Below are 25,948 nucleotides of genomic sequence, written 5' to 3' on the forward strand. Positions count from 1 at the left end.
GCCGTCCGCGGCCGGCGGGGGCCTGGAGGTGGCGTGGATGACGACGTTCGTGCTGGTGTCGGGCGGCTACACCGGAGGATGGATCTGGCGTGAGGTGGCGGATCACCTGCGGGCGGTGGGGCACCGGGCGGAACCGGTGACGCTGACCGGCATGGGGGACCGCCGCCACCTCTCGGGCCCCGGCACCGACCTGAACACCCACATCGAGGACGTGGCGCAGGTCCTGGACCACGTCGGCGCCGGTGAGGAGAGCGAGGCGGGGGAGACGGTGCTCGTCGCCCACTGCTACGGCGCCTACCCGGCGCTCGGCGCCGCCGACCGCGACCCCGGCCGCCTGGCCCGCCTCGTATACGTGGACGCGGGCCTGCCCACCGACGGCGCGTCCGTCCTGGACGCGCTGCCCGACCCGGCCGTACGGGAACGCCTGCACCGGCGCGCCCAGGAACACGGCGACGGCTGGCGCCTGCCGCCTCCGGCCTTCGAGGAGACCGACATCTGGGGCAGCCTGGACGGCATCTCCGAGGAGGGCCGCGACCGGCTGGCCCGCTTCGCCGCGCCCCAGCCCCTGCCCACCCTCACCCAGCCCATCCGGCTGACCGGCGCCACGGCCGCGCTGCCCGCCACGGGCATCTTCTGCACGAAGAACGTCACCAGCACCGCGGCCCTCCGCGCCCTCGTGGCGTCCGGCGACCCGCGCTTCGCGGCGCTCGCCGCCCCCCGGTACGGCTTCTTCGACCTCGACACCGGCCACTGGCCGATGCTGTCCTGCCCCGGCGAGCTGGCCGACCTGCTGCTGCGGGCGGCGGCGGACGAGGGGGAGCGCCTCGGCGCACCTGACCAGTAGGCCCGGCCGGGGCGCCTCCGGCCCGCCTCCGCCGCCCCGGCATGATGGGGCCATGAGCAACCGACCCGTACTCGTCTACGACGGGGACTGCGGCTTCTGCACCACCTCCGTGCGGTTCGCCGAGCGCCGTATCCGCCCCCGCTGCACCGTCACCCCCTGGCAGTTCGCCGACCTCGACGCGCTCGGCGTCACCCAGGAGCGGGCCGAGCACGAGGTCCTGTGGATCACCCCGGCCGGGACGGTGTACGGCGGGGCGCAGGCGGTCGCCAAGCTGCTGATGAGCGCGCGGGGCGGCTGGGCCGTGCCCGGGGCGCTGCTGACCCTGCCCCCGTTCCGGCAGCTCGCGCACGTCGTCTACCGGCTGGTGGCCGACAACCGGCACCGGATGCCCGGCGGCACCGCCGCCTGCTCGCTGCCCTCCCACCTCAGGCCCTGACCCCCGGCGCCGCCCGGCCCCTTGCCTGACGCCCCGTCAGCCCACACGATGGCCCACAGCCGTCGAGGACGGGCCGTCAGCCGGGGGCGCGGGGGTGGATGTGGACAGCGGTACGGAACACGGCAGGCAAAGCAACGGCACCGGCGTACGGGTGCTGCCCGAAGGGCGGCTGTCGTACGGCATGCAGCTCCCGGTCCAGTCGCAGAGCACCCTGTACGCGGAGCCCTGGGAGGCCGGGGCCGGGCCCGCCGACCTGGTCGAGATCGCCCGCGCCGCCGACCGCCACGGCTTCGCCTACCTCGCCTGCTGCGAGCACATCGGCGTCCCGCGCCGGCTCGCAGCGGCCATGAGCACGGTCTGGTACGACCCGGTCGCCACCCTCGCGTACCTCGCGGCGGCCACCACCCGCGTCCGGCTGCTCAGCCACATCGCCCTGGTCGGCCTCAAGCACCCGCTGATCAGCGCGAAGCAGTACGCGACGCTGGACCACCTCTCCGGCGGGCGGCTGATCCTCGGTGTCGGCGCCGGGCACGTACGGGAGGAGTTCGACGCCCTCGGCGTGGACTTCACGCGGCGCGGCGCCCTGCTGGACGAGGCGATCGACGCGCTGAAAGCGGCACTCGGGCCCGAGGAATTTCCTTCCTACAAGGGGGAGCGGCTGGCGTTCGAGGGGCTGGGGCAGTCCCCGCGCCCCGCGCAGGCGCCGCGCCCGCCGGTCTGGGTGGGCGGCTCGTCGCCCGCCGCCGTACGCAGGGCGGCGGTCCGGGGCGACGGCTGGCTGCCGCAGGGCGACCGCCGGGACCAGCTGCCGGGGCAGCTGGCGAAGCTGCGGCGGCTGCGCGAGGAGGCCGGCATCCGTACGCCCGCCGAGGCCGGCGCCATCGCCGAGCCGCTGTACGTGGGCACGCCCGCGTGGGAGGTCGGCCGGCGCACCCTCGCCGGGCCGCCCGAGCGGCTGGCGCACTCGCTGCGGGAGTACGGGGCGATGGGCGTACAGCAGATCCAGGTACGGTTCCGCAGCCGGAGCCGCGCCGAACTCATCGACCAGATGGCGGCGTTCGCGGCGGAAGTGGCACCGCACCTCGACAGCTGAGAGTGCGGCGATCGTTCGCAGTCGCTGACGCTCCATCAGGTATTGACGCCCCGCCTGCCCGGTGCCACAGTCGGCCCGTAGCTGACGACCCGTCAGTTAGGCGCGTCAGGGCGGACGAGGGACGGTGAACCTCCGTGGAATTCGGGCTGTTCGTACAGGGATACGTGCCTGCCGCGCGGGCGAAGGTGGACCCCGAGGCGGAGCACCACGCACTGCTGGAGGAGACCGAGTACGTCATCCAGGCCGACCGGTCCGGGTTCAAGTACGCGTGGGCCTCCGAGCACCACTTCCTGGAGGAGTACTCGCACCTGTCGGCCAACGACGTGTACCTCGGCTACCTCGCCCACGCCACCGACCGCATCCACCTCGGCTCCGGCATCTTCAACCCCCTCGCCCCGGTCAACCACCCGGTCAAGGTCGCCGAGAAGGCGGCCATGCTCGACCACCTCTCCGGGGGCCGCTTCGAGTTCGGCACCGGACGGGGCGCGGGCAGCCACGAGATCCTGGGGTTCATGCCGGGCGTCACCGACATGAACCACACCAAGGAGCTGTGGGAAGAGACCATCGGCGAGTTCCCCAGGATGTGGCTCCAGGACGAGTACCAGGGCTTCCAGGGGAAGCACTGGCAGCTGCCGCCCCGCAAGGTGCTGCCCAAGCCGTACGGGCCCGCCCACCCGCCCATGTGGTACGCGGCGGGCTCGCCGTCCTCGTACGCCATGGCCGGCAAGAAGGGCCTGGGCGTGCTGGGCTTCAGCGTGCAGAAGGTCGCGGACATGGAGTGGGTCGTCGAGTCGTACAAGACGGCAGTGAAGGAGGCCGAGCCGGTCGGCGCGTACGTCAACGACAACGTCATGGTGACCTCCACCGCGATCTGCGCCGAGACGCACCAGAAGGCCGTCGAGATCGCGGTCGGCGGCGGGCTCAACTACCTCCAGTCGCTGCTGTTCCGCTACCACGACACGTTCCCGCGCCCCGAGGGCATCCCCGAGTGGCCCGAGCTGCTGCCCGAGTACACCGAGGAGATCATCGAGCTGCTGATCGCCGAGGAGCTGATGATCTGCGGCGACCCCGACGAGGTCTTCCGGCAGTGCAAGCGCTGGGAGCAGGCCGGCGCCGACCAGCTCTCCTTCGGCCTGCCGATCGGTGTCTCGCGCGAGGACACCCTGACCACCATCCGCCTCATCGGCGAGCACGTGATCCCGAAGATCGACACGGACCCGGTCCACCGGACGGCCCGTTTCCGGCAGGCCGCCGCCTGACCGGGCCGCCGTCCGATCAGGTCACCGTCCTCCGGCCAGGCCGCCGTCCGACCGGGCCGCCGTCCGACCAGGCCGTTCCGAGCGAAAGGGACCCCGGATGCTCGACCACCTGATCAAGGGCGCCACCGTCGTCGACGGCACCGGCGCCCCCGCGTACCAGGCCGACCTCGCCGTCCAGGACGGCCGTATCGCCGCCATCGGCCGGATCACCGACCCCGCCCGTACGACCGAGGACGCCCACGGCCTCGTCCTCGCCCCCGGCTTCGTGGACCCGCACACCCACTACGACGCCCAGCTCTTCTGGGACCCTTACGCGACCCCCTCCATGCACCACGGTGTCACCACCGTCGCGGGCGGCAACTGCGGCTTCACCCTCGCCCCGCTCAACCCCGACCGCCCCGGCGACGCCGACTACACGCGCCGCATGATGAGCCGCGTCGAGGGCATGTCGCTGGCGGCGCTGGAGCAGGGCGCGCCGTGGAACTGGTCCACGTTCGGCGAGTACCTGGACGCCCTGGAGGGCCGGACCGCCGTCAACGCGGGCTTCATGGTCGGCCACTGCGCGCTGCGCCGCCACGTCATGGGCCCGGACGCGATCGGCGGGCAGCCCACGGATGCCCAGTTGGACGCCATGCTCCGGCTCTTCCACGAGGCCATGGACGCGGGCGCCTGGGGCCTGTCCACCACCCAGTCCTCCACCCACGCCGACGGCGACGGCGAACCGGTCGCCTCCCGCCACGCCCGCCCCGCCGAACTCCTCGCCCTGTCCCGCGCGGTCGCCGACCACGAGGGCACCCAGCTCGAAGCGATCGTCGCCGGCTGCCTCGACCGGTTCGCGGACGAGGAGATCGACCTGCTCGTGGAGATGACGGCCGCCGCCGGACGCCCGCTGAACTGGAACGTGCTGACCATCGACAGCGCCGTACCGGACCGGGTGCCCCGGCAGCTGGTGGCGAGCGAGCGCGCCCGTAAGGCAGGCGGCCGGATCGTCGCCCTCACCATGCCGATCCTCACCCCCATGAACATGTCCCTGCGCACCTTCTGCGCCCTCAACCTCATCCCCGGCTGGGGCGACATCCTCGCCCTGCCGGTACCGGAACGCATCAACCGGCTCCGCGAACCGGCCGTACGGGAGGAGATGCTGCGGCGCGCGGCGAGCAAGGAGGCGGGCGTCTTCCGGCGGCTGACGGATTTCGCCCGGTACGTCATCGGCGACACGTACTCCACCGCCAACGCAGGCCTCTCCGGCCGCGTGGTCGGCGACATCGCCGCCGAACGCGGCCAGGAGCCCTTCCACTGCCTGGTGGAGATCTGCGCCGCGGACGAGCTGCGCACCGTCCTGTGGCCGATGCCCACCGACAACGACCCGGAAAGCTGGGCGCTGCGGCAGCGCACCTGGCAGCACGAGGACGTCCTGCTGGGCGGCTCCGACGCGGGCGCCCACCTGGACCGCATGTGCGGCGCCCCGTACACGACCCGCTTCCTCGGCGACTGCCTGCGCGGCCGGAAGCTGGTGGACCTGGAGACGGCCGTACGGATGCTGACCGGCGACCCGGCCCGCCTGTTCGGGCTGCGCGACCGCGGCTCGATCGCCGTCGGCCACCACGCCGACCTGGTGCTCTTCGACCCGGAACGGATCGACGCGGGCCCGGCCACGCTGGTGCACGACCTGCCGGGGGACAGCCCGCGGCTGGACTCGCGGGCGGCCGGGATCGTGAGCGTACGGATCAACGGCGTCGAGACGGTACGGGACGGCGAGGTGACCGGGGCGGTGCCGGGCACGGTGCTGCGGTCGGGGCGCGACACCGGGACGGTGCGTACCCGGTGAGCGGGTTCTCCGATGCGCCCCGGCCCCGCCCCGAGCGGCTGCTGATCGGCGGCGAGTGGTCCGCGCCCGACCACGGGCACTACGAGGTGATCGACCCGGCGACCGAAGAAGTCGTCGGGCAAGCCGCGGAGGCGAGCCGCGACCAGGTGTACGCGGCGGCCCGCGCGGCGCGCGAGGCGTTCGAACCGTGGTCGCGCACGGCGGCCGGGACCCGGGCGCGGGTGCTGGACCGCGCAGCCGAGATCCTGGCGCGCAACCTGGACCCGTATACCCGGCTCGCGCGCGCGGAGACCGGCGCGACGACCGGCACGGCCCGCGCGATGCAGGTCGGCGTGGCCATCGCCCGCCTGAAGCGGTACGCGCGCGGCGCACTGGAGCCCGTCGAGACGGCGCTGCCGCCGCAGATCAACGAGGCGGGCCCGTTCGGGAAGACCGCCGTCCTCGGGGCGCTCGCGGTCCGCCGCCCGGTCGGCGTCGTCACCTGCATCACCTCGTACAACAACCCCTGGGCCAACCCGGCGGGCAAGATCGCGCCCGCCCTGGCCATGGGCAACACCGTAGTGATCAAGCCTGCCCCGCAGGACCCGCTCTCCGTCCACCGCCTGGCGGAGGCGCTACGGGAAGCCCTGCACGAGGCCGGGGCACCGCCAGGCGTCGTCAACCTCGTGACCGGCAGGGACCCGGCGGTCGGCGAGGCCGCGGTGGACGCCCCGGACGTGGACATGGTCAGCTTCACCGGCTCCACGGCCGTCGGGCAGCGCATCGCCGAGGTGTGCGGGCGCGGCATGAAACGCCAGCTGATGGAGCTGGGCGGCAAGGGCGCCGCGCTGGTCTTCGACGACGCCGACCTGGACGCGGCGGTGGCCGGCATCGGCACCACGTACTCCTTCTACAGCGGGCAGATCTGTACGGCGCCGACGCGCGTCCTCGCCCAGCGCGGCGTCCACGACCGGCTGGTGGAGCGCCTGGCGTCCCATGCGTCCCGCTTGACGATCGGCGACCCGGCCGCCCCGGACACGGTGGTCGGCCCGGTGATCTCCGCAGCCCACCGCGACCGCGTCGAGTCCTACCTCGAACTGGGCCGCAAGGAAGGCGCCCGGCTGGTCACCGGCGGCGACCGCCCGCCCCTGCCGCACGGCTTCTACGTGGCCCCCGCCCTCTTCACCGACTGCGCCCCCACCATGCGGGTGGTCCGCGAGGAGATCTTCGGCCCGGTGATCGTCGTCCTCCCGTTCTCCGACGAGGAAGAGGCCGTCGCCCTCGCCAACGACACCGACTACGGACTGCTGGACTACGTCTGGTCCGGCGACGTGGCGCGCGCGTTCCGCGTGGCGGGGCGGCTGCGCGCGGGCGGCGTCGGCGTCAACACGGTCGGCCGCAACATGGAGGCGCCGTTCGGCGGCTTCAAGCGGAGCGGGGTGGGGCGCGATGTCGGCTCGTACGCACTGCACGCGTACAGCGAGACGCAGGCGGTGGTGTGGCCGGGGTGAGGCCGCGGCGAAACCGTACGGGAAAATTTTGAAACGGGACGAAACGGGTGGGGCTGCGGTTCCCGCAGTCCGGAACTCGACGGTGCGGCCTTCAAGTTACCGCTCGTAACGGGCGGAGCGCCTTGCAAATGTCGGCCGGAAGCCGCTTCGAGGCATCTGTTGCGAGGGTTATGTCGCCGTTCACGGGTGGATCTTCAGCCCCGCGATGCGGAAACAGCAGCACTTAACGTCCTGTTCATGGTTCAGGTAGACCCCCGGCTCCCGGCCGGAGACGCGGTAACGAGGGCCGGCGGCGCGGCTGGTGGCACGGCCGGTGGCGGCACCGGCGGGACCCGCGGCAAGGGCCTGAGCGGCAACTCCGTCGGCCTGCTCGGCAGCGCCGTCATCGGCGTCTCGACCGTCGCCCCCGTCTACTGCCTGACCTCGACGCTCGGTCCCACCGTCGGCGAGGTCGGCCTCCAGATGCCGGCCGTCTTCCTCGCGGGCTTCCTGCCGATGCTGCTGGTCGCCTTCGCCTACCGCGAGCTCAACAAGGCCGTCCCCGACTGCGGCACCTCCTTCACCTGGTCGGTGAAGGCGTTCGGTCCCCGTATCGGCTGGATGTGCGGCTGGGGCCTGGTGATCGCGACGATCATCGTCCTCTCCAACCTGGCGGGCGTCGCGACATCCTTCTTCTGGCTCCTGCTCGGCGAACTCACCGGCAGCGACGCGATCGCCGCCCTGGACGGCAACAAGGCCGCCCACGTCCTGACGTGCCTGGCCTTCATCGCCCTCGCCACAGCCGTCAGCTACCGCGGCATGACCGCCACCAAGGGCGTCCAGTACGCGCTGGTGGGCCTCCAACTGGCGGTACTCGCCGTCTTCGTGGTCATGGCCTTCGCGAAGGCCGGCTCCGGCGCCTTCCCCGGCTCCCTCCACTTCTCGGCGAGCTGGCTGAACCCCTTCGCCGTCCAGTCCTTCTCCGCCTTCACCGCCGGCCTGTCCCTCTCCATCTTCATGTTCTGGGGCTGGGACGCCTGCCTGACCGTCAACGAGGAGACCGCCGGCAGCGCCAAGACGCCCGGCCGCGCCGCGCTCCTGGCCATGGTCGTCCTCATCGGCTCGTACCTGCTGACCGCCGTCGCCGCCCAGATGTACTCGGGGGTCGGCGCCAAGGGCCCCGGGCTCGGCAACCCGGACACCGCCGACAACGTCTTCGCCGCCCTCGCCCACCCCGTCATGGGCCCGGTCCTCGGCGTACTCCTCTTCGTGGCGGTCCTCGCCTCGGCCGCCGCCAGCCTCCAGACCACCTTCATCCCGGTGGCCCGCACGGTCCTGGCGATGAGCGCGTACGAGGCCCTGCCGCCGTCCTTCGCCCGCGTCCACCCGCGCTTCCGCTCGCCGGGCCGCGCCACCGTCGCGGCGGGCGTCGCCACCGGCGTCTTCTACGCCGGAATGACGTTCCTCTCCCAGAACGTCCTCGTCGACACCATCTACGCCCTCGGCCTCATGATCTGCTTCTACTACGCGATCACGGCCTTCGCCTGTGCCTGGTACTTCCGCCGCGAACTCCGCCGCTCGGCACGCGACCTGCTCTTCAAGGGCGTCTTCCCGGTGTTCGGCGGCCTCCTCCTGACGGCCGTCTTCACCAAGACCCTCATCGACATGTGGAACCCGGCCTACGGCTCCGGCAGCTCCGTCCTCGGCATCGGCTCGGTCTTCGTCATCGGCGTCGGGCTGCTGGTGCTCGGCTTCGTCCTCATGCTGGTGATGGGGCGGCGCAGCCCGGCGTTCTTCCGGGGCGAGGTGCTGACGCGGGGGACGCCGGCGCTGGTGGTGGAGGAGTAGGCCACTCGCCGGGCGGCTCCGTCCTCCCCTTCCTCCGTGGCTAGCTTGCTAGCATCCTAGTTGGCTAGGGTGCTAGCCTCTCCTCGTGGGTGATGAGGAAGTCAAGCAGTTCAACGTCTATCTGCCGGTCTCGCTGATCAAGCAGGTCAAGTACCGCGCCCTCGACACGGGCAGCTCCTTGTCCGCCCTGGTCGCGGACGCGCTGCGGGCCTACCTGGACGAACACGGTGAGCAGGACCGGGACGCGAAGGGAAAGGGGAACCGAGATGGTGACTGAGGGAGTCGAGGCCGTCTTCCTGGAGACGCACAACTGGGGAAAGGCGGCGAGGTTCTTCCAGTCCCTGGGCTACGAGCTGGAATTCGAGACCGGCCACAACTCCGGCCAACTCCGCAACGGTGACAGCCCGTACGTCTTCATCGCCGAGGTGCCCGAAGACCGGGAGCCGGAGGCGCGGATCGTCCTGAAGGTGCCGGACGAGGACGCGTTCAGCCCCGGCCCGGATGTCGAGGTGGTCGCGCCGTTCGAGGACACCCACTTCGGGACCAGGATGGCGACCGTCCGCGATCCGGACGGGCGGCTGTGGAGCCTCCAGGCCCCCGCCAAGAGCTGACCGGCCCAGGGGGAGGCGGCACCATGACGGACGAGATCACCGAGGCGCCCGACAACACCGCGGTGCGCTGCGCGCTGTGGCGGGCGATGCACGTACGGGTCGATGCGGCGCCGCACGTATTGGAGGACGAGGTCGGGCTCCGGCTGGCCGACCCCGACGGCGACTGGCCGCGTAGGCCCGACATGGACCCCGAGGCAACCCGTGCCTTCCGGGCGGCCATGGTGGCACGCGCCCGCTTCGTCGAGGACCTGGTCGTCGAACGGACCGGGCAAGGCGTCACCCAGTACGTGATCCTGGGGGCGGGCCTGGACACCTTCGCCCAGCGCAGGCCGGAGATCGCCGCCCGCCTGCGGCTCTACGAGGTCGACCAGCCCGGCACCCAGGCGTTCAAGCGCCGCCGCCTGACCGAACTCGGCTACGGCATCCCCGACCGGCTGCGCCTGGTGCCGGTCGACTTCGAAGCGGGCGAGTCATGGTGGGAGCGGTTGACCGCGGCCGGATTCGATCCGCACCGCCCGGCGGTCATCGCCTCCACCGGCGTCAGCATGTACCTCACGGAGGACGCGATCGCGGCCACCCTGCGCCGGGTCGCCGCCCTCGCACCGGGATCGACGCTCGTCATGAGCTTCCTGCTGCCGGCCGATCTCCTGGAGGTCTCGGACCGGGCCGGCCTCCGCACGAGCCAGGAAGGAGCACGAGCGTCCGGCACGCCGTTCGTGAGCTTCTACTCCCCGCAGGACATGCTGGCGCTGGCCCGCACGTGTGGCCTCCAGGACGTACGGCACGTCTCCGGAGCCGTACTCGCCGACCGCTACTTCGCCGACCGGGCGGACGGCCTCCGGCCGTCCAGCGGTGAGGACTTCCTGGTGGCCACTGTCTGACCCGGGCTGCGGGGGGGCGGGAGCCGGGGCCGTACGGCCCCGGGGGGCCGGGTGGCCCGGGTGGCCCGGGGGGCCGGGTGGCCCGGGTCAGGCCGCCCTCCGCTCCCGCACTGCTGCCCGGGTCTCCTCCTCGACCAGGTCGAAATTGATCTCCGCCGCCGCGTGTACGCCCATGGCGGCGGCGATGCTGACCTTGGCCATCGGATCGGCGACGTTGCCCGCCGCCCACACCCCGGGAACGCTCGTCGCCCCACCGGGCCCGGCGGCCACATGGTTCCCCAGCACGGTTCCGTCCGGTGCGACGCTCTCCGCCGTCTCCAGCCCCAGGCTCTCGATCACCTTGGCCCGCACGTCGAACCGCGGCGCGACCACCAGCGCCCGGCACGGCACCACCGTCCCGCCGGCCAGCTCCACCCCCGAGATCCGGTCGCCCTTGCCGCTGACCTTCACCCCGGTCACCTCGCCGTCCACCACGGCAATGCCCCGTGCGGCGAGCTTCTCGTACTCCTCATCGGACGGCTCCGGCCCCGTGTGCAGGAAGAGGCGCACATCGTCGCTCCACTGCCGCCACAACAGCGCCTGCCGCACAGCCATCGGCCCGGTGGACAGCACGCCGATCGCCTGGTCGCGCACCTCGTAGCCGTGGCAGTACGGGCAGTGCAGCACGTCCCGCCCCCACCGCTCGGCAAGTCCCGGGATGTCGGGCAGCTCGTCCACCATCCCGGACGCGAGAAGCAGCCGCCGCGCGGTGACGCCCGCCCCGCTGCCGAGCGCCACCCGGAACAGCCCCTCACCCACGGCCTCGGCCGTCACGACCTCGTCCTCGACCACCTCACCGTCGTACCGGACGACCTCGGCCCGCCCGTCGGCCAGCAACGCGCCGGGCGGCACCCCGTCCCGCGTCAGGTAGTTGTGCGAGGCCGCCGCCGGGGCGTTACGCGGCCGCCCGGCGTCAACCACCAGCACGGACCGCCGGGACCGGCCCAGCACCAGGGCGCCGGACAAACCTGCGGCTCCGCCGCCGATCACGACGACGTCGTAGGAGCGGTCGTCGCCGGCGCTCTGCATCTCCTTCGCGATCATTCGCACTACCTCCTTCGTAGGAGGACGACAGTGCGCCCGGACAGCCCACTTTGGCAAGCACCCTTGCTGTTACGGCAACCCTTGAGTCCCCTGCTCAACTCCGAACTCATACCGCAGCTCATACAGATGCCCGGCTTTCGCCATGACGCTGACCTCGATGGGCCGCTCTCCCGCGCCGTACACCACACGGAGCGTGCGCAGCACGGGCAGGTCACCCGGCAGCCGGAGCACCGCGTACTGCTCCTGGGTGGGGACGCGCGCGGAGACCCGGTCCACGCTGCGTACAGGCGGGTGGCCGAGATCGGCGAGGAGGGTGGGGGTGCCGCCCTTGACCTTGCGGAACTCCGTGATCGGCGTACCGCGCGCGATCTCCACGGGATAGTACGAGGCGACCAGTTCCACCGGCTCGTCGTCAATGCTCAGCACCTGCCGCCGCAGCACCGCCGTACCGCCTTCCGCCAATCCCAACGCCTCGGCCACGTCCGTGGGTGGCACCACTTCCCCCACCTCCAGCAGCCGGCTGTGCGCCCGCTCGCCGGGGCCGGGCACCTCGGTGAGCCAGCGGTATGGGTGGCCGGGCTCGGCGGGGGCCATGTAGGCGGCGGGGTGCAGCGTCCGCTGACGGTGATTGCGTACGGTGACGGCGGCACCGGCCCGCCCGACGACGAGCTGTTCGTCCTTGAGGAGCTGCAGCGCCTTCTGCACAGTGGCGTTGGACGCGCCGAAACGCTCTTTGAGCCGCGCCGTCGAAGGCAGCTTGGCGTCGGGCGCCAGATCGCCGTTCATGATCTCGTCACGCAGGTCAGCGGCGATCCGCTCGTGCAGCGAACGGGGGTCGGGGGCGGTCCTGGGCACGGTCATCCGATCCCTATCTCGTAGCGCAGCCGCCGGCGTGCGGCAGGCATGGTCATGATGTCGGCTTGGATCGGCCGGCCCGAGTGATTGAGGGTCAGCCTGGTCAGGCGCAACACTGGCTCACCGGGGCCGGTCGTGAGGGCCTCCCGCTCCTCCTCGTCGGGCATCCGGGCCTGTACGTCCTCACGAATCCGCGCTCCGGTGTGACCTAGCTGGGCGAGCAGCCTGACTGCTCCGCCCGGGATCTTGGCCACGCCTGCGAGTCCTGTCCCGCTGGCGATGTCCGCCGGGTAGTACGTATCCGTCAGCTCGCAGGGCTGGTCATCGAGGTACATGATGCGACGTCGTACGACGACCGGTTCGCCTGCAGGTACCCCCAGTAGTTCGGCTACTTCCGCCGAGGACGCGACCTCGCCCGCGTGGACGATGCGCTGACTGCCGCGACGGCCCTTGGCTGCGGCTTCGGCTGCCCACATGTCGGATGGCGTCCCATCGCCGGGCGCCACATAGGGCATTGAGGTGGAGATCCAGTCCCCGCTGCTCATGCTGTCCTCCTGCCTTCGGGGGGTCGGTGGTCCGGACGACCTTGCTGCTTTACACGGTAAGCGACCAACTGCCGTGCGTCGGCGTGCGTTTCGCGGCTGATAACCTTGCCGCTTTTCGAGAAAGGCAGTATCGTCTCGGTAAGGGTGCACCTCAAGTGCAAGGTGGTGATCAGCCGTTCCTCTGTCACGGAATCATCGTTCTCCCCGGCGCTGTACATCCGTCCGTGCGGCGCGTGACTTCGTCAGCAGCTGCTTTGTGGAGCGGGGGCTGACCGAGTGGACTGTGCTGGAAGAGGGCTCCTTCTGTCGCACGTGCTCGCCGATGACTTCGGTGTCACCCGGCATGTTGTCGGTAAGACGGTATGGGTGAAATTCAAATGCGACGGTGCGCTGGGGTTGTGTCGGGGGAGTAGTCGTCCACAGGAATCGCCGAGGCGGGGGCGGGGCGCACGGGAAAGTCAACTCAGCCACGAAGGAGTATCCGATGAGCGGAAAGCACGGCGGCGGCAGCGGATCCGGGCAGGGCGGAAGTCAACAGGACGACGGTTCCGGCGGGCGCGGACACGGAGGCGGTGGCCAGGAGACCAGCGGAGGGAACACGTCCGACGGCTCCGGCCCCGCGAAGAAGTAGGCACGTGGACACACGTACAGAGGAAGCGGGCCCTTCGGGGCTCGCTTCCGCGCTCGTTGCTGCTGGCGCGCTGACCTGCGACTGGTTGCCGTCGTTCAAGGCGGTACCACGTGAGCTGTTCGTGCCTGACCGCATCTGGCCGGGAATTCCGGACGGCACGCGTCAGAACCCGTTGGTGGACCGCGCCAAGGACCCTGTTGCGTGGTTCGAGAAGGTGTACTCCGACATCCCACTGACCACGCAATGGGACGACGGGCAGCACTCGGGTGACGGCCTGGGGACCACCCCCAGTAGTTCCAGCTCCCAGCCCCGCATGGTGTTTTCCATGCTCGCTGATCTCGACGTGGCGGACGGCCACCGCGTTCTGGAAATCGGCACCGGCACGGGGTGGAACGCGGGACTTCTCTCGCACCGGTTGGGCGGCGGAAGCGTGGTCAGTGTCGAATACGACGGGGCCGTGGCCGGAGAGGCGGAAACACGCCTGCGGGCCGCTGGTTTGCATCCGCTCGTTGTCGTGGGTGACGGACGGCGGGGGTTCGGAGAAAGCGCGCCCTATGACCATGTGATCGCAACGTGTTCCATCGGTACGGTGCCGCCGGCATGGGTGGAGCAGACCCGCACAGGCGGGATCATCGTCGCCCCTTGGGGCACCGAGTACGGAGGTGAGGCGATCGCCCGTCTGGTCGTCGGCGATGACGGCACGGCGAGCGGCCGGTTCACCCGGTCCAGCGCCTTCATGCGACTGCGCCAGCAGCGTCCGGACCGAGCCCCGCATGCCGCCTACCTGAAAGGCCAGGAGTGGCCCGCCGACGGTGCCAGAAGCAGCACCGCGCTTTCCCCCGCCGAGGTCGGCGGATGGGTGGAGCAGTTCGCCATCGGACTTCAGGTGCCGGGCGCGTTCTGGACCGTGGAGCGGTACGACGATGGCGCGTACACCCTGTGGACCTACGGCACGGACAGGAGATCGTGGGCGTCGGCCGACTACGAGCCCGGAGCGAGTGAGTTCGAGGTGGTCCAGTCCGGCCCCCGCAAGTTGTGGGACGAGACGGAAGCCGCCCACCGCTGGTGGCAGAAGCAGGGACAACCCGGCTTTGACCGCTTCGGGCTCACCGTGGACAGTGACGGCGAGCGGGTGTGGCTGGACTCGCCCGAAAACCCGGTACCGGCCGTCAACTGACCTCCTTGAGGACTCCGTGAGGCCCCCTCGGCATCAGTCCTGCCCCAAGAAAATCGGATTCGTCATGGCCGCCATCGCCCCCGGCACCCCCGGACTCGCCGCCGGATGCCGGATCTCCGCCCGTACGTAAGTGGCGTTGGCAGGAGTCGTCTGCCAGGTGGTGGTGCCGGATACCGGGAGGGGAGTGGTGAAGAGCTGGCCCTGGTCGGTGACGAAGCGGACTGTGCAGCCGGAAGGCGCCCCGGTGACGTCCAGGCGGATGGTGACCGGGGCGGAGTCGCGTACGGGGAGGCGCTCGCCGATGGTGGCGTGTTCGCCTCGGGGGCCGGTGGCGGTGAAGGTGAGGGTGACGGTGGAGGATTCGGCGATGTAGGACCTGCCCGCGCGGATGCCGTCCTGGATCGCTTCGCGGGACAGGTCGTCGGCCAGGACGACGGTTTGGGGGAGGCCGATGACATCCGGGTCGCGGTGGGCGTCGCTGTGGCCCACCGCGGGGAGGAACCGGCCTCGGCCTTGGGCGTGGGCGACCAGCGCGTTGTCCCATTCGGCGATGGCCACCTCGTCGTCCAGGGTGAACGGGCCGTTCCAGACCTCGACCGCGTCGGCCTCCTCGTAGCCGAACTTCCAGTTGCAGCCGATGCAGGTGGCGTGTGGGTGGGCCGGGATGACCAGGCCGCCCGCGCGGCGGATGCGGCGGGCGAAGCGGGGGAAGGCGTCGTCGGCGGCGCGGTAGCGCCAGTCGATGAAGACGCCGGGGTCGGTGCCCATCGCCACTACGTGGCCGTTGCGGGTGGTGACTTCCTCGCCGGTGAGGATGAGGAGGTCGTCGCCCCACAGGCCTTCCCAGGCGGGGTGCGAGGCCGTCGTGTTGTGTTCGGTGGTGGTGATGAAGTCCAGGCCGGCGGCGCGGGCGAGGGCCGCGATCCGGGCGGGGGTGCGCTTGCCGTCGGAGTAGACGGAGTGGAGGTGGCTGTCGCCTCGGTACCAGGCCCGGCCTCGGCCCTTGGCGCGGGTGGGCGGGTAGGCAGGGGTGCGGGGGGTGCCCTGGGGGCCGTAGCGAAGGGTGACGGTTACTTCGTAGGCGAGACCCTGCGGGGCGACGGTGTACGGGCCGAGGACCATGTGCCAGGTGCCGGGGTTGAGGGGGCCGGGGAGGTAGCCGGGCGTGGCGTCGTCGGCGCGGAGGAAGAACTCCGTACGCGCCCCTCCCGACCAGCCCCGGAAGCCGCGCCCGCCCAGGCCCGTACCGCGCTCGTCGAAGATGCCGATGTCGCAGGCGTTGCCCGCGGTGCCGGGTGGGGTGGCGGGGCGGTCGTAGGTGTAGGAGACGGCGATCTCGCGGACGCCGGGCGGGACTTCGACCGGGAGGTAGATGTAGTCGGGGGCGCCGGTGGGGAGCCGGCCGGTGACCTTGCGGGTCTCCTCGCCGGTCCGGGACCTGGACCCGGAGCCGGTCCGGGCGTCGGCCCCGGCACCGCGCCGGGCGGCCCCGTCGTCGTCGGCCGCTGCGAAGCTCACACCGTTCAACGTAAGCGCCGCGGTGGCTCCCGTCACCAGGAGCGCGCGGCGCCCGAGGGGACCGCTGGTTCTGTCGTCGTCGCACATGGGGCATCGCTCCCGGGTAGGCGTGGCGGAACCGGCGTACGAGGACCTTCGTGAGCCAACGTGAACCTTCGTATTGAGGCGTGAACTGGCGGACAAGGGAAGAGGGCGGGGCGGGAACGCTCTTGTGTGGCGCTTGGGCGGCCACCGCACCGGTGCCTCATGGACGCTGCCCGTTCCCGGGGGTAGGAAGGGAACACTGCCGACGCGGAGGTACGCCCAGTATGCGGATCTCGACCACCATCTTCCTGACCGACGAGACCGTCCGGCCCGACAAGCTGGCCCTGGAACTGGAGCAGCGCGGCTTCGCCGGGCTCTACCTGCCCGAGCACACGCACATCCCGGCCAGCCGCGACACGCCCGCGCCCATGGGCGAGCCGCTGCCCCGCGAGTACGGGCGCACCCTCGACCCGTTCGTGGCCCTCGGCCAGGCCGCCGCCGTCACCGAGCGGCTGACGGTCGCGACCGGCGTCACCCTCGTCGCCCAGCACGACCCGATCGTCCTGGCCAAGCAGATCGCCACGCTGGACTTCCTCTCCGGCGGGCGTTTCACGCTCGGCGTCGGCTACGGCTGGAACGTGGAGGAGGCCGCCGACCACGGGGTCGAGTGGTCGACGCGGCGCGCGCTGGTCCGGGACCGGATGCTGGCGATGCGCGCGCTGTGGGCGGACGAGCCGACCGCGTACGAGGGCCGGTTCGCGTCCGTACGGGCCAGCCTGGCGCACCCGAAGCCGGCCAAGGGCGCGCCGCGCACGCTGCTCGGCGGCGCGGCCGGGCCCCGGCTCTTCGCGAGTGTCGCGGAGTTCGCGGACGGCTGGCTGCCGATCGGCGGCAGCGGGCTTGCGGAGACGCTGCCGGAACTGCGTCGGGCGTGGGCGGAGGCGGGCCGGGACGGCGAGCCGGTCGTGGTGCCGTACGCGGTGCAGCCGTCGGCCGGGAAGCTCGCGCGCCTCCGGGACTTGGGGCTGGAGGAGGTCGTCGTGCAACTGCCGGCGGAGGGGGAGGCGGAGGTGCTGCGGGCGTTGGATGAGTTTGCGCAGTATTTGTGAGGGTGAGGGTGGGGGTTAGGGGCGGAGTCCGTGAGCCGGCATTGAGGACCGGTCACGGAAGCGCCGTCATCGCGCCCCGGTCACGGAAGCGCCGCCATCGACCCCGGTCACGAAAGCACCGCGACCGGGGCCCAGGATCACCTACCGCAGCGGGTACCGCCCCCCGCTAGTTCCGATACCGGAACACGATCCGCCCGCGCGTCAGGTCGTACGGCGGGAGCTCCACCAGCACCCGGTCCTCCAGCATGATCCTGATGTAGTTCTTGCGGATCTTCCCGCTGACGTGCGCGAGCACCCGGTGGCCGTTTTCGAGCTCCACGGTGAACATGGCGCTGCGCAGGCACTCGACGACCCTGCCCTCGACCTCGATGACGTTCTTGTTCTTCGTCATCGCACCAGCTCCAGGTTGCTGCTCACCGGCCGGGCGCCGACGCCCTCGAACAGCGCCGAGGCCGCTTGGTCGGACTCTTGCACCTCGGCCCAGGCCGAGGCGCACCCGTCGCGGTGCAGCGTCCCCAGCGCGTGGGCCAGCAGCGCCCGCGCGATGCCGCGGCGCCGCTCGCCCGCCCGGACCGCGATCAGCCCGATGCGCGGCCGCTTCGCCGGCACCACCCGTATGAGCCCCAGGTAGCGGTCCGGCGCCGCGGCCACCGCGTACTTCGACGGGTCGGCGATGGTGTCCCCTTCGGGGAGGGGGATCACCTCCGCGGGCATCGACTGCCACCCGACGGTGGCCCCGACCTCGTCACGGATCGCGCGGTCCACCGCCCGCAGCAGGTCCTCGTCCGCCTGACCGGCGGGCACGATCGTCACGCCCGAAGGGGGCCGAACTTCGCCGAGTCCCGTGATCCGTGGGTCGGTCGGCACGGCGTACTCCCACTCACGGCGCCGGACCGTGAAACCGGCCCGCCGCCAGCCGGCCGTCAGCTCGGCGTCGGCTTCGTCGACCACCGTGTGCAGCGGCGCCGGCAGATCCGCCGACATCGCCTCGGCGAGCCGGTCGAAGGTGGTGTCGTGCCAGGCGTCGATACTGACGAACAGGCGGCCGTCGGGCCGGTACTGCGCATGCCCGCGGCCGACCACCAGGTCGTCATCGAGTGCATGCCACTGCCCGTCCGCGACGCGCGTGATCAGCAACGCGTTGCCGTCCGGGCAGGATGCGAAAGTGTCCATCGGAGTCCCCTTCCAGGAGAGCCTCGATCTCAGGCGCTCCTGGCGACACCGAACGTCAGCCGCCGGACCGTGGCGGGGTGGGGGAGCACCCATGGGTAACTGTGTTCACGGGTCTCACCTCCATATGACGACTTCACGGTCCGCCTCGACGGTAGCGGCGGGCGCCGTCCCGCTCAAACCCTTTTCCGGGGGCTCGCGGCACGGTCACGGTCCGTCTGTCCGTCTTCCTGAGACGCGGCCCGTACGGCCCCACTCCTCCCGCCCAGGCTGCCCGCCCCACCCCCGGAGGGAACCTCCGTCTCACGTGATCAGTGGCACACCGACCCGGGGCGACCGGTCGGCGGCGCTGTCGGTGGTCGCTCGTATGCTCGTTGGATGACTAGCAGCGCGCAGGTACCCGGGCAGGGGACGGACCCGGTGGCAGTCCCCGCCGACACCGCCCCTCCCGTCACCGCCCCCACCGCCAACGCCATGCGCCGCGCCCTCAAGCGTGCCCGCGACGGCGTCGCGCTCGATGCCGGCGAGGCGGCGGTGCTGCTCCAGGCGCGCGGGGACGATCTGCGGGATCTGTGCGCGTCCGCGGCCCGGGTGCGTGACGCGGGCCTGGAGGCCGCCGGGCGGCCGGGTGTCATCACGTACTCCAAAAGCGTGTTCATCCCGCTCACCCGCCTGTGCCGGGACAAGTGCCACTACTGCACCTTCGTCACCGTCCCCGGCAAGCTGCGCCGTGCCGGCCACGGCATGTTCATGTCGCCGGACGAGGTGCTGGACATCGCCCGCCGCGGCGCCGAACTGGGCTGCAAGGAAGCGCTGATCACGCTCGGCGACAAGCCGGAGGAGCGCTGGCCGGAGGCGCGCGAGTGGCTGGAGGCCGAGGGGTACGACTCCACGATCGCGTACGTACGCTCCATCGCCATCCGCATCCTGGAGGAGACGGGGCTGCTGCCCCACCTGAACCCGGGCGTGCTGTCCTGGACGGACTTCCAGACGCTCAAGCCGGTCGCCCCGTCCATGGGCATGATGCTGGAGACCACCGCCGAGCGCCTGTGGAGCGAGCCCGGCGGCCCGCACTACGGCTCGCCCGACAAGGAACCGGCCGTCCGGCTGCGCGTCCTGGAGGACGCCGGGCGCTCCAACGTGCCCTTCACGTCCGGGCTGCTCATCGGCATCGGCGAGACGTACGAGGAGCGCGCCGAGTCGCTGTTCGCGCTGCGCAAGGTGCAGCGCGCGTACCACGGCATCCAGGAAGTCATCGTCCAGAACTTCCGCGCCAAGCCGGACACGGCGATGCGCGGCATGCCGGACGCGGAGCTGGAGGACCTGGCCGCCACCGTCGCCGTCGCCCGGCACATCCTGGGCCCGGCCGGCTGCCTCCAAGCGCCGCCCAACCTGGTCGACTCCGAATACGCGCTGCTCATCGAGGCCGGCATCGACGACTGGGGCGGCGTCTCGCCGGTGACGCCCGACCACGTCAATCCCGAGCGGCCGTGGCCCCGGATCGAGGAGCTGGCCGAGAAGTCCGCCGCCGCGGGCTTCGAACTGCGCGAGCGGCTGGCCGTCTACCCGGAGTACGTCCAGCGCGGCGAGCCCTGGCTGGACCCGCGCCTGCTGCCGCACGTCCGCGCCCTGGCCGACCCGGAGACCGGCCTCGCCCTCCCGGACGCGAAGGTCGAGGGCCGCCCCTGGCAGGAGCCCGACGAGGGCTTCTCGATGAGTTCCGCGGGCCGTACGGACCTCCACCGCACCATCGACACCGACGGCCGCACGGCCGACCGGCGCGACGACTTCGACGAGGTGTACGGCGACTGGGACGCGCTGCGCGAGGCCGCGGCGCCCGGCATGGCGCCCGAGCGCATCGACACCGATGTGCGCGCCGCCCTGGCGCAGGCCGCCGACGACCCCACCAAGCTCGGCGACGACCAGGCGCTCGCCCTGCTGCACGCCGACGGCCCGGCGCTCGACGCGCTCTGCCGCATCGCGGACGACCTGCGCCGCGCCACGGTCGGCGACGACGTCACGTACATCGTCACCCGCAACATCAACTTCACCAACGTCTGCTACACCGGCTGCCGCTTCTGCGCCTTCGCCCAGCGCCGTACGGACGCCGACGCCTACACCCTCTCCCTCTCCCAGGTCGCCGACCGCGCCCAGCAGGCGTGGGACGTGGGCGCGGTCGAGGTGTGCATGCAGGGCGGCATCCACCCCGACCTGCCCGGCACGGCGTACTTCGACATCGCGCGCGCCGTCAAGGAACGCGTCCCCGGCATGCACGTCCACGCCTTCTCGCCCATGGAGGTCGTCAACGGCGCCACGCGCACCGGCCTGTCGATCCGCGAGTGGCTGAGCGAGGCCAAGGCCGCCGGCCTGGACACCATCCCCGGCACCGCCGCCGAAATCCTCGACGACGAGGTCCGCTGGGTGCTGACCAAGGGCAAACTGCCCACCGCCACCTGGGTCGAGGTCATCAAGACCGCCCACGAGCTGGGCATCCGCTCGTCCTCCACGATGATGTACGGCCATGTGGACCAGCCCCGGCACTGGCTCGGCCACCTGCGGCTGCTGGCCGGGATCCAGCAGGAGACCGGCGGGTTCACGGAGTTCGTGACGCTGCCGTTCATCCACACCAACGCGCCCGTCTACCTGGCCGGCATCGCCCGCCCCGGCCCCACCACCCGCGACAACCGCGCCGTCACGGCCATGGCCCGCGTTCTGCTCCACCCGCACATCACCAACATCCAGACGAGCTGGGTCAAGCTGGGCACGGAAGGCGCCGCCGAGATGCTCCGCTCCGGCGCCAACGACCTCGGCGGCACGCTGATGGAGGAGACCATCTCCCGTATGGCGGGCTCCAGTTACGGCTCGTACCGCTCCATCCAGGACCTGGTCGCCATCGCGGACGCGGCGGGGCGCCCGTCGCGCGCCCGCACCACGACGTACGGGCCGGTGGCGGCGGAGCGGGAGGCGGCGGCGCTGGCTTCGGACGGGCATCTGCCGGAGTTGTTGCCGGTGGTGGAGTAGCCGCGGCCGGGGCGCCGCGCGGCGTGCCGCGTGGCGCTACGGTTACGGCCCAGAGCCCGCCGGGGGATGCGGGCCGGGAGGTGGGCGGTGGACCGCAGGAGGCTTTCGCGGCAGGAGCTGATCCGCGCCCGGCGCGGGGACGAATTCGTCGGCCGCGAGGGCGAACTGGCCGCGTTCCGGGCCAACCTCGCCCGGGACCCCGCCGACCCGGAATTCCGGTTCCTGCATCATCTGCACGGCCAGGGAGGCGTCGGAAAGACCTCCCTGGTGCAGCGGTTCGAGCAGATGGCGCGCGAGCTGGGCGCGCTCACCGTGTACGCGGACGAGTCGGTGCACGGCGTCCCCGAGGCGATGGCCGAGATCAGCGCCCGGCTGGGCCGGCAGGGCCACCCGCTGAAGTCCTTCGACAAGCTGCTGGCCACCTACCGGGAGCGGCGGCAGGAGGCGGAGGCGGCGCTCGCCGGGCCGGACGAACCGGGTGGCGAGGCACCGCCGTCGCCCGGCAGCATGCTCATCGCCAGGGCGGGGGTGACGGGCATCGGCCTGATCCCCGGCGTAGGGCCCTTCGCCGGCGCGGTGGACACCACCCAGCTCGCCCGGGGCACCGACCGGCTGCGCGGCCGCATCGGCGCGCGGCTGCGCAACCACGACGAGGTACAGCTGGTGCTGTCCCCGGTGGAGGTGTTGACGCCGGTCTTCGTACGGGAGCTGGGCGACGCGGCCGACGCCGTACCCGTACTGGCGCTGTTCTTCGACACGTACGAGGCGACCGGGCCGCTCCTGGACACCTGGCTGCGCGACATCCTCTTCAGCGACCGCTACGGGCCGCTGGCGCCGAATGTCATGGTGGTCCTGGCCGGGCGCGACGAGCTGGACCGGCGGTGCTGGGCCGATCACCTGGAGCATGTCACTGACGTACCGGTGGATGCGTTCACGGAGGCGGAGGCGCGGCAGTATCTGGCGGCCAAGGACATCACCGACCCGGACACCGTCGACGCCATCCTGCGGCTCTCCGGGGGCCTCCCGGTGCTCGTCTCCACCCTCGCCGGGAGCCGGCCGGGGGCGGCGGAAGCCGTCGGCGATCCCAGTGACACGGCCGTGGAACGCTTTCTGAAGTGGGAGACGGATCCGGTACGGCGGGAGGCGGCGCTGGCCGCCGCCCTGCCGTGCGATGTGGACGAAGACGTGTACCGGGAAGTGGTGGACGCCGAGGCCGCCGACCATTTCGGGTGGCTGTGCGGGCTGCCGTTCGTCTCCGAGCGCGGCGGCCGGTGGCGGTACCACGAGGTGGTGCGTACGGCGATGCTGCGGCTCCAGCGCCGACGGTCGCCGCGGGCCTGGGCGGAGCGGCACGACCGGCTGGCGGAGGCGGCGCGGCGGTGGCAGGCGGAGTGCGCGGGTGGCAGGGACGCGGGCGCATGCCGCCAGGACGCTCGGTGGCGGGCACTGCGGCTGGGGGAGATCTATCACGGGCTGTGCGCCGATCCGCGGGAGATTCTGCCCGAGGCGCTGTCCGAGGTGACGGCCGTGGCTCAGTACGAGCCGCCCGCCGTACGCCTGGCCGCAGAGACCGTACGGAAGGCGGGGGAGGACGCGGACGCGCCGGAGGTCCGCGACTGGGGAGCACGGCTGCTGGCCGCGCTCGATGGGCCGGACGGCCTGGCGCAGGCCCTTACCGTGGTGCTCGCCCGGCCCGGCCTCGACGTACCGGAGCAGGCGCTGATCCACCGTCTCCGCGGCCGCGAACACCGTAAGGCCGAGTCCTGGCCTCAGGCGCTCGCCGACTTCGACCGGTGCCTGGAAATGGCGCCGGACGACGCGCGTGCGTGGGTGGGGCGGGGGCTGACATACCGGTACATGCGTGACTTCGAACCCGCTGTCCGGGACTTCACCCGCGCCCTGGAACTCGACCCGCGCTCGGTCTCGGCGGCCTTCCACCTGGGGGAGGCCAACCGCCTCATGGGCCGGTACGAGGAGGCACTGACCAGTTTCGACCGCACGCTGGACCTGGACCCGCGGCATGCCCCCGCCCACGGGAGCCGTGCTGTCTGCATGCGTCACCTGGGGCGCTGCGAAGAGGCGCTGGTGGTGCTGGAACACGCCATCGAGCTCCACCCGGACTACGCCTGGGCGATGGCCGAGCGCGGCATGACCTACCGCGCCATGGGCCGTTACGAGGAGGCGCTCGCGGAGTTCGACCGGGCGCTGGCCGTCAACCCGGCGTACGCCTGGGCCGCCGGGGCCCGGGGGCGGGGCGCCCTCCTCGCGGGGCGGCTTGCGGAGGCGGTGTCGGACTTCGGCCGGGTGGTCGATCTCGGGACGCCCAGTCCCTGGCTGTTCGCCCGTCGCGCCAAGGCACAACAGTTGCGGGGGGCGGAGGCGGAAGCGCTCGCCGACTACGACAGGGCTCTGGCCGAGGCCGACCGGACCGCCGTACCGGAGGTGCTCCGGGCCGTCTTCCTGGCCGCTCGGGCCGGGTGCCTGCGCCGGGCGGGGTGGCTGGACGCGGCACGTGAGGCCGTTGAGGCGGCCTCGGCCCTCGCTCCTGACGAACTGCCGGTCCGGTACGAGTCGGCACTGCTGGCCACCGCAGCGAGCGGGGTACGGGCATCCGCGCCCGCCTGGGAGGCGCTACGGGATGCGCAGATCGGGCTGCCGGACGGCGACCTTCTGACGGGGCCCGCCGTCGTCCCGATCGTCAGCTGTTGCGCCCTGGCCGACTGGGCGGGCGCGCAGACCTCGCTCGCCGGCCTGCTCGGCGACGGCACCCCCTGGGAACGGATGGCCGAGGTGGAGTTCGGGCTGCGCGACCTCGCAGCGCTGTGGCCGGACCGCGACGCCACGACCACCGGCCGGTTGGAAGCGGTCCGTCGCGTACTCCTGCACCGGATGGCCGAAGCCGCGCCCACTTCACTCTGACCGGCCCGCCGGCCCCTCACCCATCCCCCGACTCCGCCTCATGCTGAAGGATGCACTGCTGCCACTGCGCCAGTGCCTCCGCGCGGTCGCCGCCGGTGTCCTCGGCGGCCGAGATGAGCGCGTCGGCGGCCATCGCGGCGAGCCGGACGGTGATCTGGCACACGTCGCGCTGGGAGAGCGGACGGAGCAGTTCCACGGCGCCGTCGCTGTCACCGGCCAGGGCACAGGCGACGACGGCCATGGCGGTGCGGTCCCATTCGAACTCGGGCATGCAGGGAGCATGCCCATCGCGCGCCGGTCGCATGACCTCGGTACGCAGGGGGCACGTCTGTGCTGATCGGGACCGTAGCGATCAAAAGCCTCCGTGAGGGTGACTGTTCGCATACCGTTCCTCGCCCGGTTTTGGCCTTTCTTGGTCGATTACAGTGCTGCGGCAGGGGGAGCGTAAGGGCCCCGTAAGGGAATGGGCGGGCTACGGGGAGGGAACGAACGTGAGCGCAGTGGCAGGCGGCGCGGCCATCTGGGGCCGGGCCGAACAGCAGGACTTCCGCGCCCGGGTGCGGGGCTGCCTGCTGGGCGGGGCGATCGGCGACGCGCTCGGTGCGGGCATCGAGTTCGACTCGCTGGACGCGATCCGCGAGGCGTACGGCCAGGAGGGAGTCACGGATTACGTGCCCGCCTTCGGGAGGCGCGGCACCGTCACCGACGACACCCAGATGACGCTGTTCACCGTCGACGGCCTGATCCGTGCCCAGGTACGCCGCGACACCGGCGCCTGGCACCCGCCCACCGACGTGCACCGCGCGTACCTGCGCTGGGCCGCCACCCAGCGCGACTGGGGCCCCGACGAGCGCAGGAAGGACGACGGGTGGCTCGCGCGCGAGGAGTGGCTGTACGCGCAGCGGGCGCCCGGCCGGGCCTGCCTGTCCGGGCTCGGCGATGACACGATGGGGACGCTGGAGCAGCCGAAGAACCCGGAATCCAAGGGCTGCGGCGCGGTGATGCGGTCGGCGCCGTTCGGGCTGCTGGTGGGCTGGGAACCGCAGCTGGTCTTCCAGCTGGCCGTCGAGTGCGCGGCCCAGACACACGGGCACCCGACCGGCTACCTCGCGGCCGGCGCGTTCGCGGTGATCACCCACTGCCTGGCCCGGGGCGAGGACCTGGACGGCGCCGTGCAGAAATCCCTCGCCCACCTGGCCACCCGGCCCGGCCACGAGGAGACCACCGAGGCCTTGAAGCAGGCGCTCGGCGCCGTACGGCAGGGAATGCCCACGGCCGCGCGCGTGGAGTCGCTGGGCGAGGGCTGGACCGCGGAAGAAGCCCTGGCCATCGCGGTGTACTGCGCGCTGGTCGCCGAGGACGTCCGGCACGGGCTGCTGCTGGCGGTCAACCACAGCGGCGACAGCGATTCCACCGGCGCGATCTGCGGCAACCTCCTCGGCACCCTGCACGGAGAAACGGCACTGCCGCCCCTGTGGCTGGCCGAGCTGGAAGGCCGCCCCACGATCCTCCAACTCGCCGACGATTTCGCCATGGAGATGACGCAGGGCCCGGCACTGCATGGGCCGGGGAACTCGGCGCCGGGGTGGTTGGAGCGGTATCCGCGGGGTTAGGGGTGGGGAGAGGG

The 25,948-nt window shown here is 72.0% G+C and carries 23 protein-coding genes; 16 read left to right on the top strand and 7 right to left on the bottom strand.

Going from position 1 to position 25,948, the window contains the following annotated elements:
- Positions 1 to 37: 37 nt before the first annotated feature.
- From IH45_RS0129500 to IH45_RS0129545, 10 genes are all read left to right on the top strand, one after another.
- Positions 38 to 844 (top strand): alpha/beta fold hydrolase, encoded by an 807-nt coding sequence (locus IH45_RS0129500; RefSeq protein ID WP_030675171.1) that lies wholly within the window; start codon positions 38 to 40, stop codon positions 842 to 844.
- Between the two features lie 52 nt (positions 845 to 896).
- Positions 897 to 1,280: a thiol-disulfide oxidoreductase DCC family protein gene (locus IH45_RS0129505; RefSeq protein WP_030675174.1), complete on the top strand. Its 384-nt coding sequence runs from the start codon at positions 897 to 899 to the stop codon at positions 1,278 to 1,280.
- Between the two features lie 181 nt (positions 1,281 to 1,461).
- Positions 1,462 to 2,373 carry a TIGR03619 family F420-dependent LLM class oxidoreductase gene (locus tag IH45_RS0129510; protein WP_050515273.1) on the top strand — a complete coding sequence of 304 codons (912 nt, stop codon included), beginning with the start codon at positions 1,462 to 1,464 and terminating at the stop codon, positions 2,371 to 2,373.
- 134 nt (positions 2,374 to 2,507) lie between these two features.
- Entirely contained in the window at positions 2,508 to 3,632 is a 1,125-nt protein-coding gene (locus tag IH45_RS0129515) for an LLM class flavin-dependent oxidoreductase (RefSeq protein ID WP_030675180.1), read from the top strand.
- 97 nt (positions 3,633 to 3,729) lie between these two features.
- A complete protein-coding gene (locus IH45_RS0129520) occupies positions 3,730 to 5,460 on the top strand; it encodes an N-acyl-D-amino-acid deacylase family protein (protein WP_030675185.1) in 1,731 nt (576 codons plus the stop codon).
- Positions 5,457 to 6,950, top strand: coding sequence for an aldehyde dehydrogenase family protein (locus IH45_RS0129525; RefSeq protein WP_032918664.1), 1,494 nt, complete (start codon positions 5,457 to 5,459; stop codon positions 6,948 to 6,950). The genes IH45_RS0129520 and IH45_RS0129525 overlap by 4 nt, the downstream gene beginning before the upstream one ends.
- A gap of 237 nt (positions 6,951 to 7,187) precedes the next feature.
- Entirely contained in the window at positions 7,188 to 8,777 is a 1,590-nt protein-coding gene (locus IH45_RS0129530; protein WP_030675190.1) for an APC family permease, read from the top strand.
- A gap of 85 nt (positions 8,778 to 8,862) precedes the next feature.
- Positions 8,863 to 9,054: a ribbon-helix-helix protein, CopG family gene (locus IH45_RS0129535; RefSeq protein ID WP_030675191.1), complete on the top strand. Its 192-nt coding sequence runs from the start codon at positions 8,863 to 8,865 to the stop codon at positions 9,052 to 9,054.
- On the top strand, positions 9,044 to 9,388 hold the full coding sequence (locus IH45_RS0129540; protein WP_030675194.1) for a VOC family protein: 345 nt from the start codon (positions 9,044 to 9,046) through the stop codon (positions 9,386 to 9,388). The genes IH45_RS0129535 and IH45_RS0129540 overlap by 11 nt, the downstream gene beginning before the upstream one ends.
- A gap of 23 nt (positions 9,389 to 9,411) precedes the next feature.
- Positions 9,412 to 10,269: a class I SAM-dependent methyltransferase gene (locus IH45_RS0129545; protein WP_030675197.1), complete on the top strand. Its 858-nt coding sequence runs from the start codon at positions 9,412 to 9,414 to the stop codon at positions 10,267 to 10,269.
- Positions 10,270 to 10,356: 87 nt separating this feature from the next.
- Here IH45_RS0129545 and IH45_RS0129550 read toward each other — a convergent pair whose 3' ends face one another.
- The 3 genes from IH45_RS0129550 to IH45_RS0129560 all read right to left on the bottom strand — a co-directional run bounded on the left by IH45_RS0129550 (position 10,357) and on the right by IH45_RS0129560 (position 12,752).
- Positions 10,357 to 11,352 (bottom strand): NAD(P)/FAD-dependent oxidoreductase, encoded by a 996-nt coding sequence (locus IH45_RS0129550; RefSeq protein ID WP_050515271.1) that lies wholly within the window; start codon positions 11,350 to 11,352, stop codon positions 10,357 to 10,359.
- 69 nt (positions 11,353 to 11,421) lie between these two features.
- A complete protein-coding gene (locus tag IH45_RS0129555) occupies positions 11,422 to 12,213 on the bottom strand; it encodes a GntR family transcriptional regulator (protein ID WP_030675204.1) in 792 nt (263 codons plus the stop codon).
- Complete coding sequence (locus IH45_RS0129560; RefSeq protein ID WP_030675207.1) at positions 12,210 to 12,752, bottom strand: GntR family transcriptional regulator; 543 nt, start codon at positions 12,750 to 12,752, stop codon at positions 12,210 to 12,212. Before IH45_RS0129560 ends, IH45_RS0129555 begins: the two co-directional genes overlap by 4 nt.
- Positions 12,753 to 13,236: 484 nt before the next feature.
- Between IH45_RS0129560 and IH45_RS1000000149495 the strand changes: the two genes are divergently transcribed.
- Both IH45_RS1000000149495 and IH45_RS0129570 read left to right on the top strand, forming a co-directional pair.
- Positions 13,237 to 13,383 (top strand): hypothetical protein, encoded by a 147-nt coding sequence (locus IH45_RS1000000149495; RefSeq protein WP_199810732.1) that lies wholly within the window; start codon positions 13,237 to 13,239, stop codon positions 13,381 to 13,383.
- A 4-nt stretch (positions 13,384 to 13,387) separates the two neighbouring features.
- Positions 13,388 to 14,560, top strand: a complete 1,173-nt coding sequence (locus IH45_RS0129570; protein ID WP_030675210.1) for a methyltransferase domain-containing protein — start codon at positions 13,388 to 13,390, stop codon at positions 14,558 to 14,560.
- Positions 14,561 to 14,593: 33 nt separating this feature from the next.
- Here IH45_RS0129570 and IH45_RS0129575 read toward each other — a convergent pair whose 3' ends face one another.
- The gene (locus tag IH45_RS0129575) at positions 14,594 to 16,165 is read right to left on the bottom strand and encodes a CehA/McbA family metallohydrolase (RefSeq protein WP_030675213.1); all 1,572 of its coding nucleotides are present in this window, start codon (positions 16,163 to 16,165) and stop codon (positions 14,594 to 14,596) included.
- A 221-nt stretch (positions 16,166 to 16,386) separates the two neighbouring features.
- Here IH45_RS0129575 and IH45_RS0129580 point away from each other — a divergent pair, with 221 nt between their 5' ends.
- Positions 16,387 to 17,211 (top strand): TIGR03619 family F420-dependent LLM class oxidoreductase, encoded by an 825-nt coding sequence (locus tag IH45_RS0129580; protein WP_030675216.1) that lies wholly within the window; start codon positions 16,387 to 16,389, stop codon positions 17,209 to 17,211.
- Between the two features lie 166 nt (positions 17,212 to 17,377).
- On the opposite strand, the gene infA is transcribed toward IH45_RS0129580, so the two are convergent.
- Together infA and IH45_RS0129590 are read right to left on the bottom strand one after the other, a co-directional pair.
- Positions 17,378 to 17,602 (bottom strand): translation initiation factor IF-1, encoded by a 225-nt coding sequence (gene infA / locus IH45_RS0129585; RefSeq protein ID WP_030675219.1) that lies wholly within the window; start codon positions 17,600 to 17,602, stop codon positions 17,378 to 17,380.
- On the bottom strand, positions 17,599 to 18,384 hold the full coding sequence (locus tag IH45_RS0129590; RefSeq protein WP_030675222.1) for a GNAT family N-acetyltransferase: 786 nt from the start codon (positions 18,382 to 18,384) through the stop codon (positions 17,599 to 17,601). The genes infA and IH45_RS0129590 overlap by 4 nt, the downstream gene beginning before the upstream one ends.
- 375 nt (positions 18,385 to 18,759) lie before the next feature.
- On the opposite strand from IH45_RS0129590, the gene IH45_RS0129595 reads away from it, so the two are divergent.
- Positions 18,760 to 21,402 (top strand): bifunctional FO biosynthesis protein CofGH, encoded by a 2,643-nt coding sequence (locus IH45_RS0129595; RefSeq protein WP_267885165.1) that lies wholly within the window; start codon positions 18,760 to 18,762, stop codon positions 21,400 to 21,402.
- An 87-nt stretch (positions 21,403 to 21,489) separates the two neighbouring features.
- Positions 21,490 to 24,321 (top strand): tetratricopeptide repeat protein, encoded by a 2,832-nt coding sequence (locus tag IH45_RS0129600; protein ID WP_050515272.1) that lies wholly within the window; start codon positions 21,490 to 21,492, stop codon positions 24,319 to 24,321.
- A gap of 16 nt (positions 24,322 to 24,337) precedes the next feature.
- Here IH45_RS0129600 and IH45_RS0129605 read toward each other — a convergent pair whose 3' ends face one another.
- Positions 24,338 to 24,592 (bottom strand): hypothetical protein, encoded by a 255-nt coding sequence (locus IH45_RS0129605; RefSeq protein ID WP_030675231.1) that lies wholly within the window; start codon positions 24,590 to 24,592, stop codon positions 24,338 to 24,340.
- Between the two features lie 220 nt (positions 24,593 to 24,812).
- Between IH45_RS0129605 and IH45_RS0129610 the strand changes: the two genes are divergently transcribed.
- The gene (locus tag IH45_RS0129610) at positions 24,813 to 25,934 is read left to right on the top strand and encodes an ADP-ribosylglycohydrolase family protein (protein WP_030675233.1); all 1,122 of its coding nucleotides are present in this window, start codon (positions 24,813 to 24,815) and stop codon (positions 25,932 to 25,934) included.
- Positions 25,935 to 25,948: the final 14 nt, after the last annotated feature.

Origin of the sequence: Streptomyces rimosus subsp. rimosus (genome assembly GCF_000720725.1) — a bacterium.
In the GTDB taxonomy this organism is placed as follows: domain Bacteria; phylum Actinomycetota; class Actinomycetes; order Streptomycetales; family Streptomycetaceae; genus Streptomyces; species Streptomyces rimosus_A.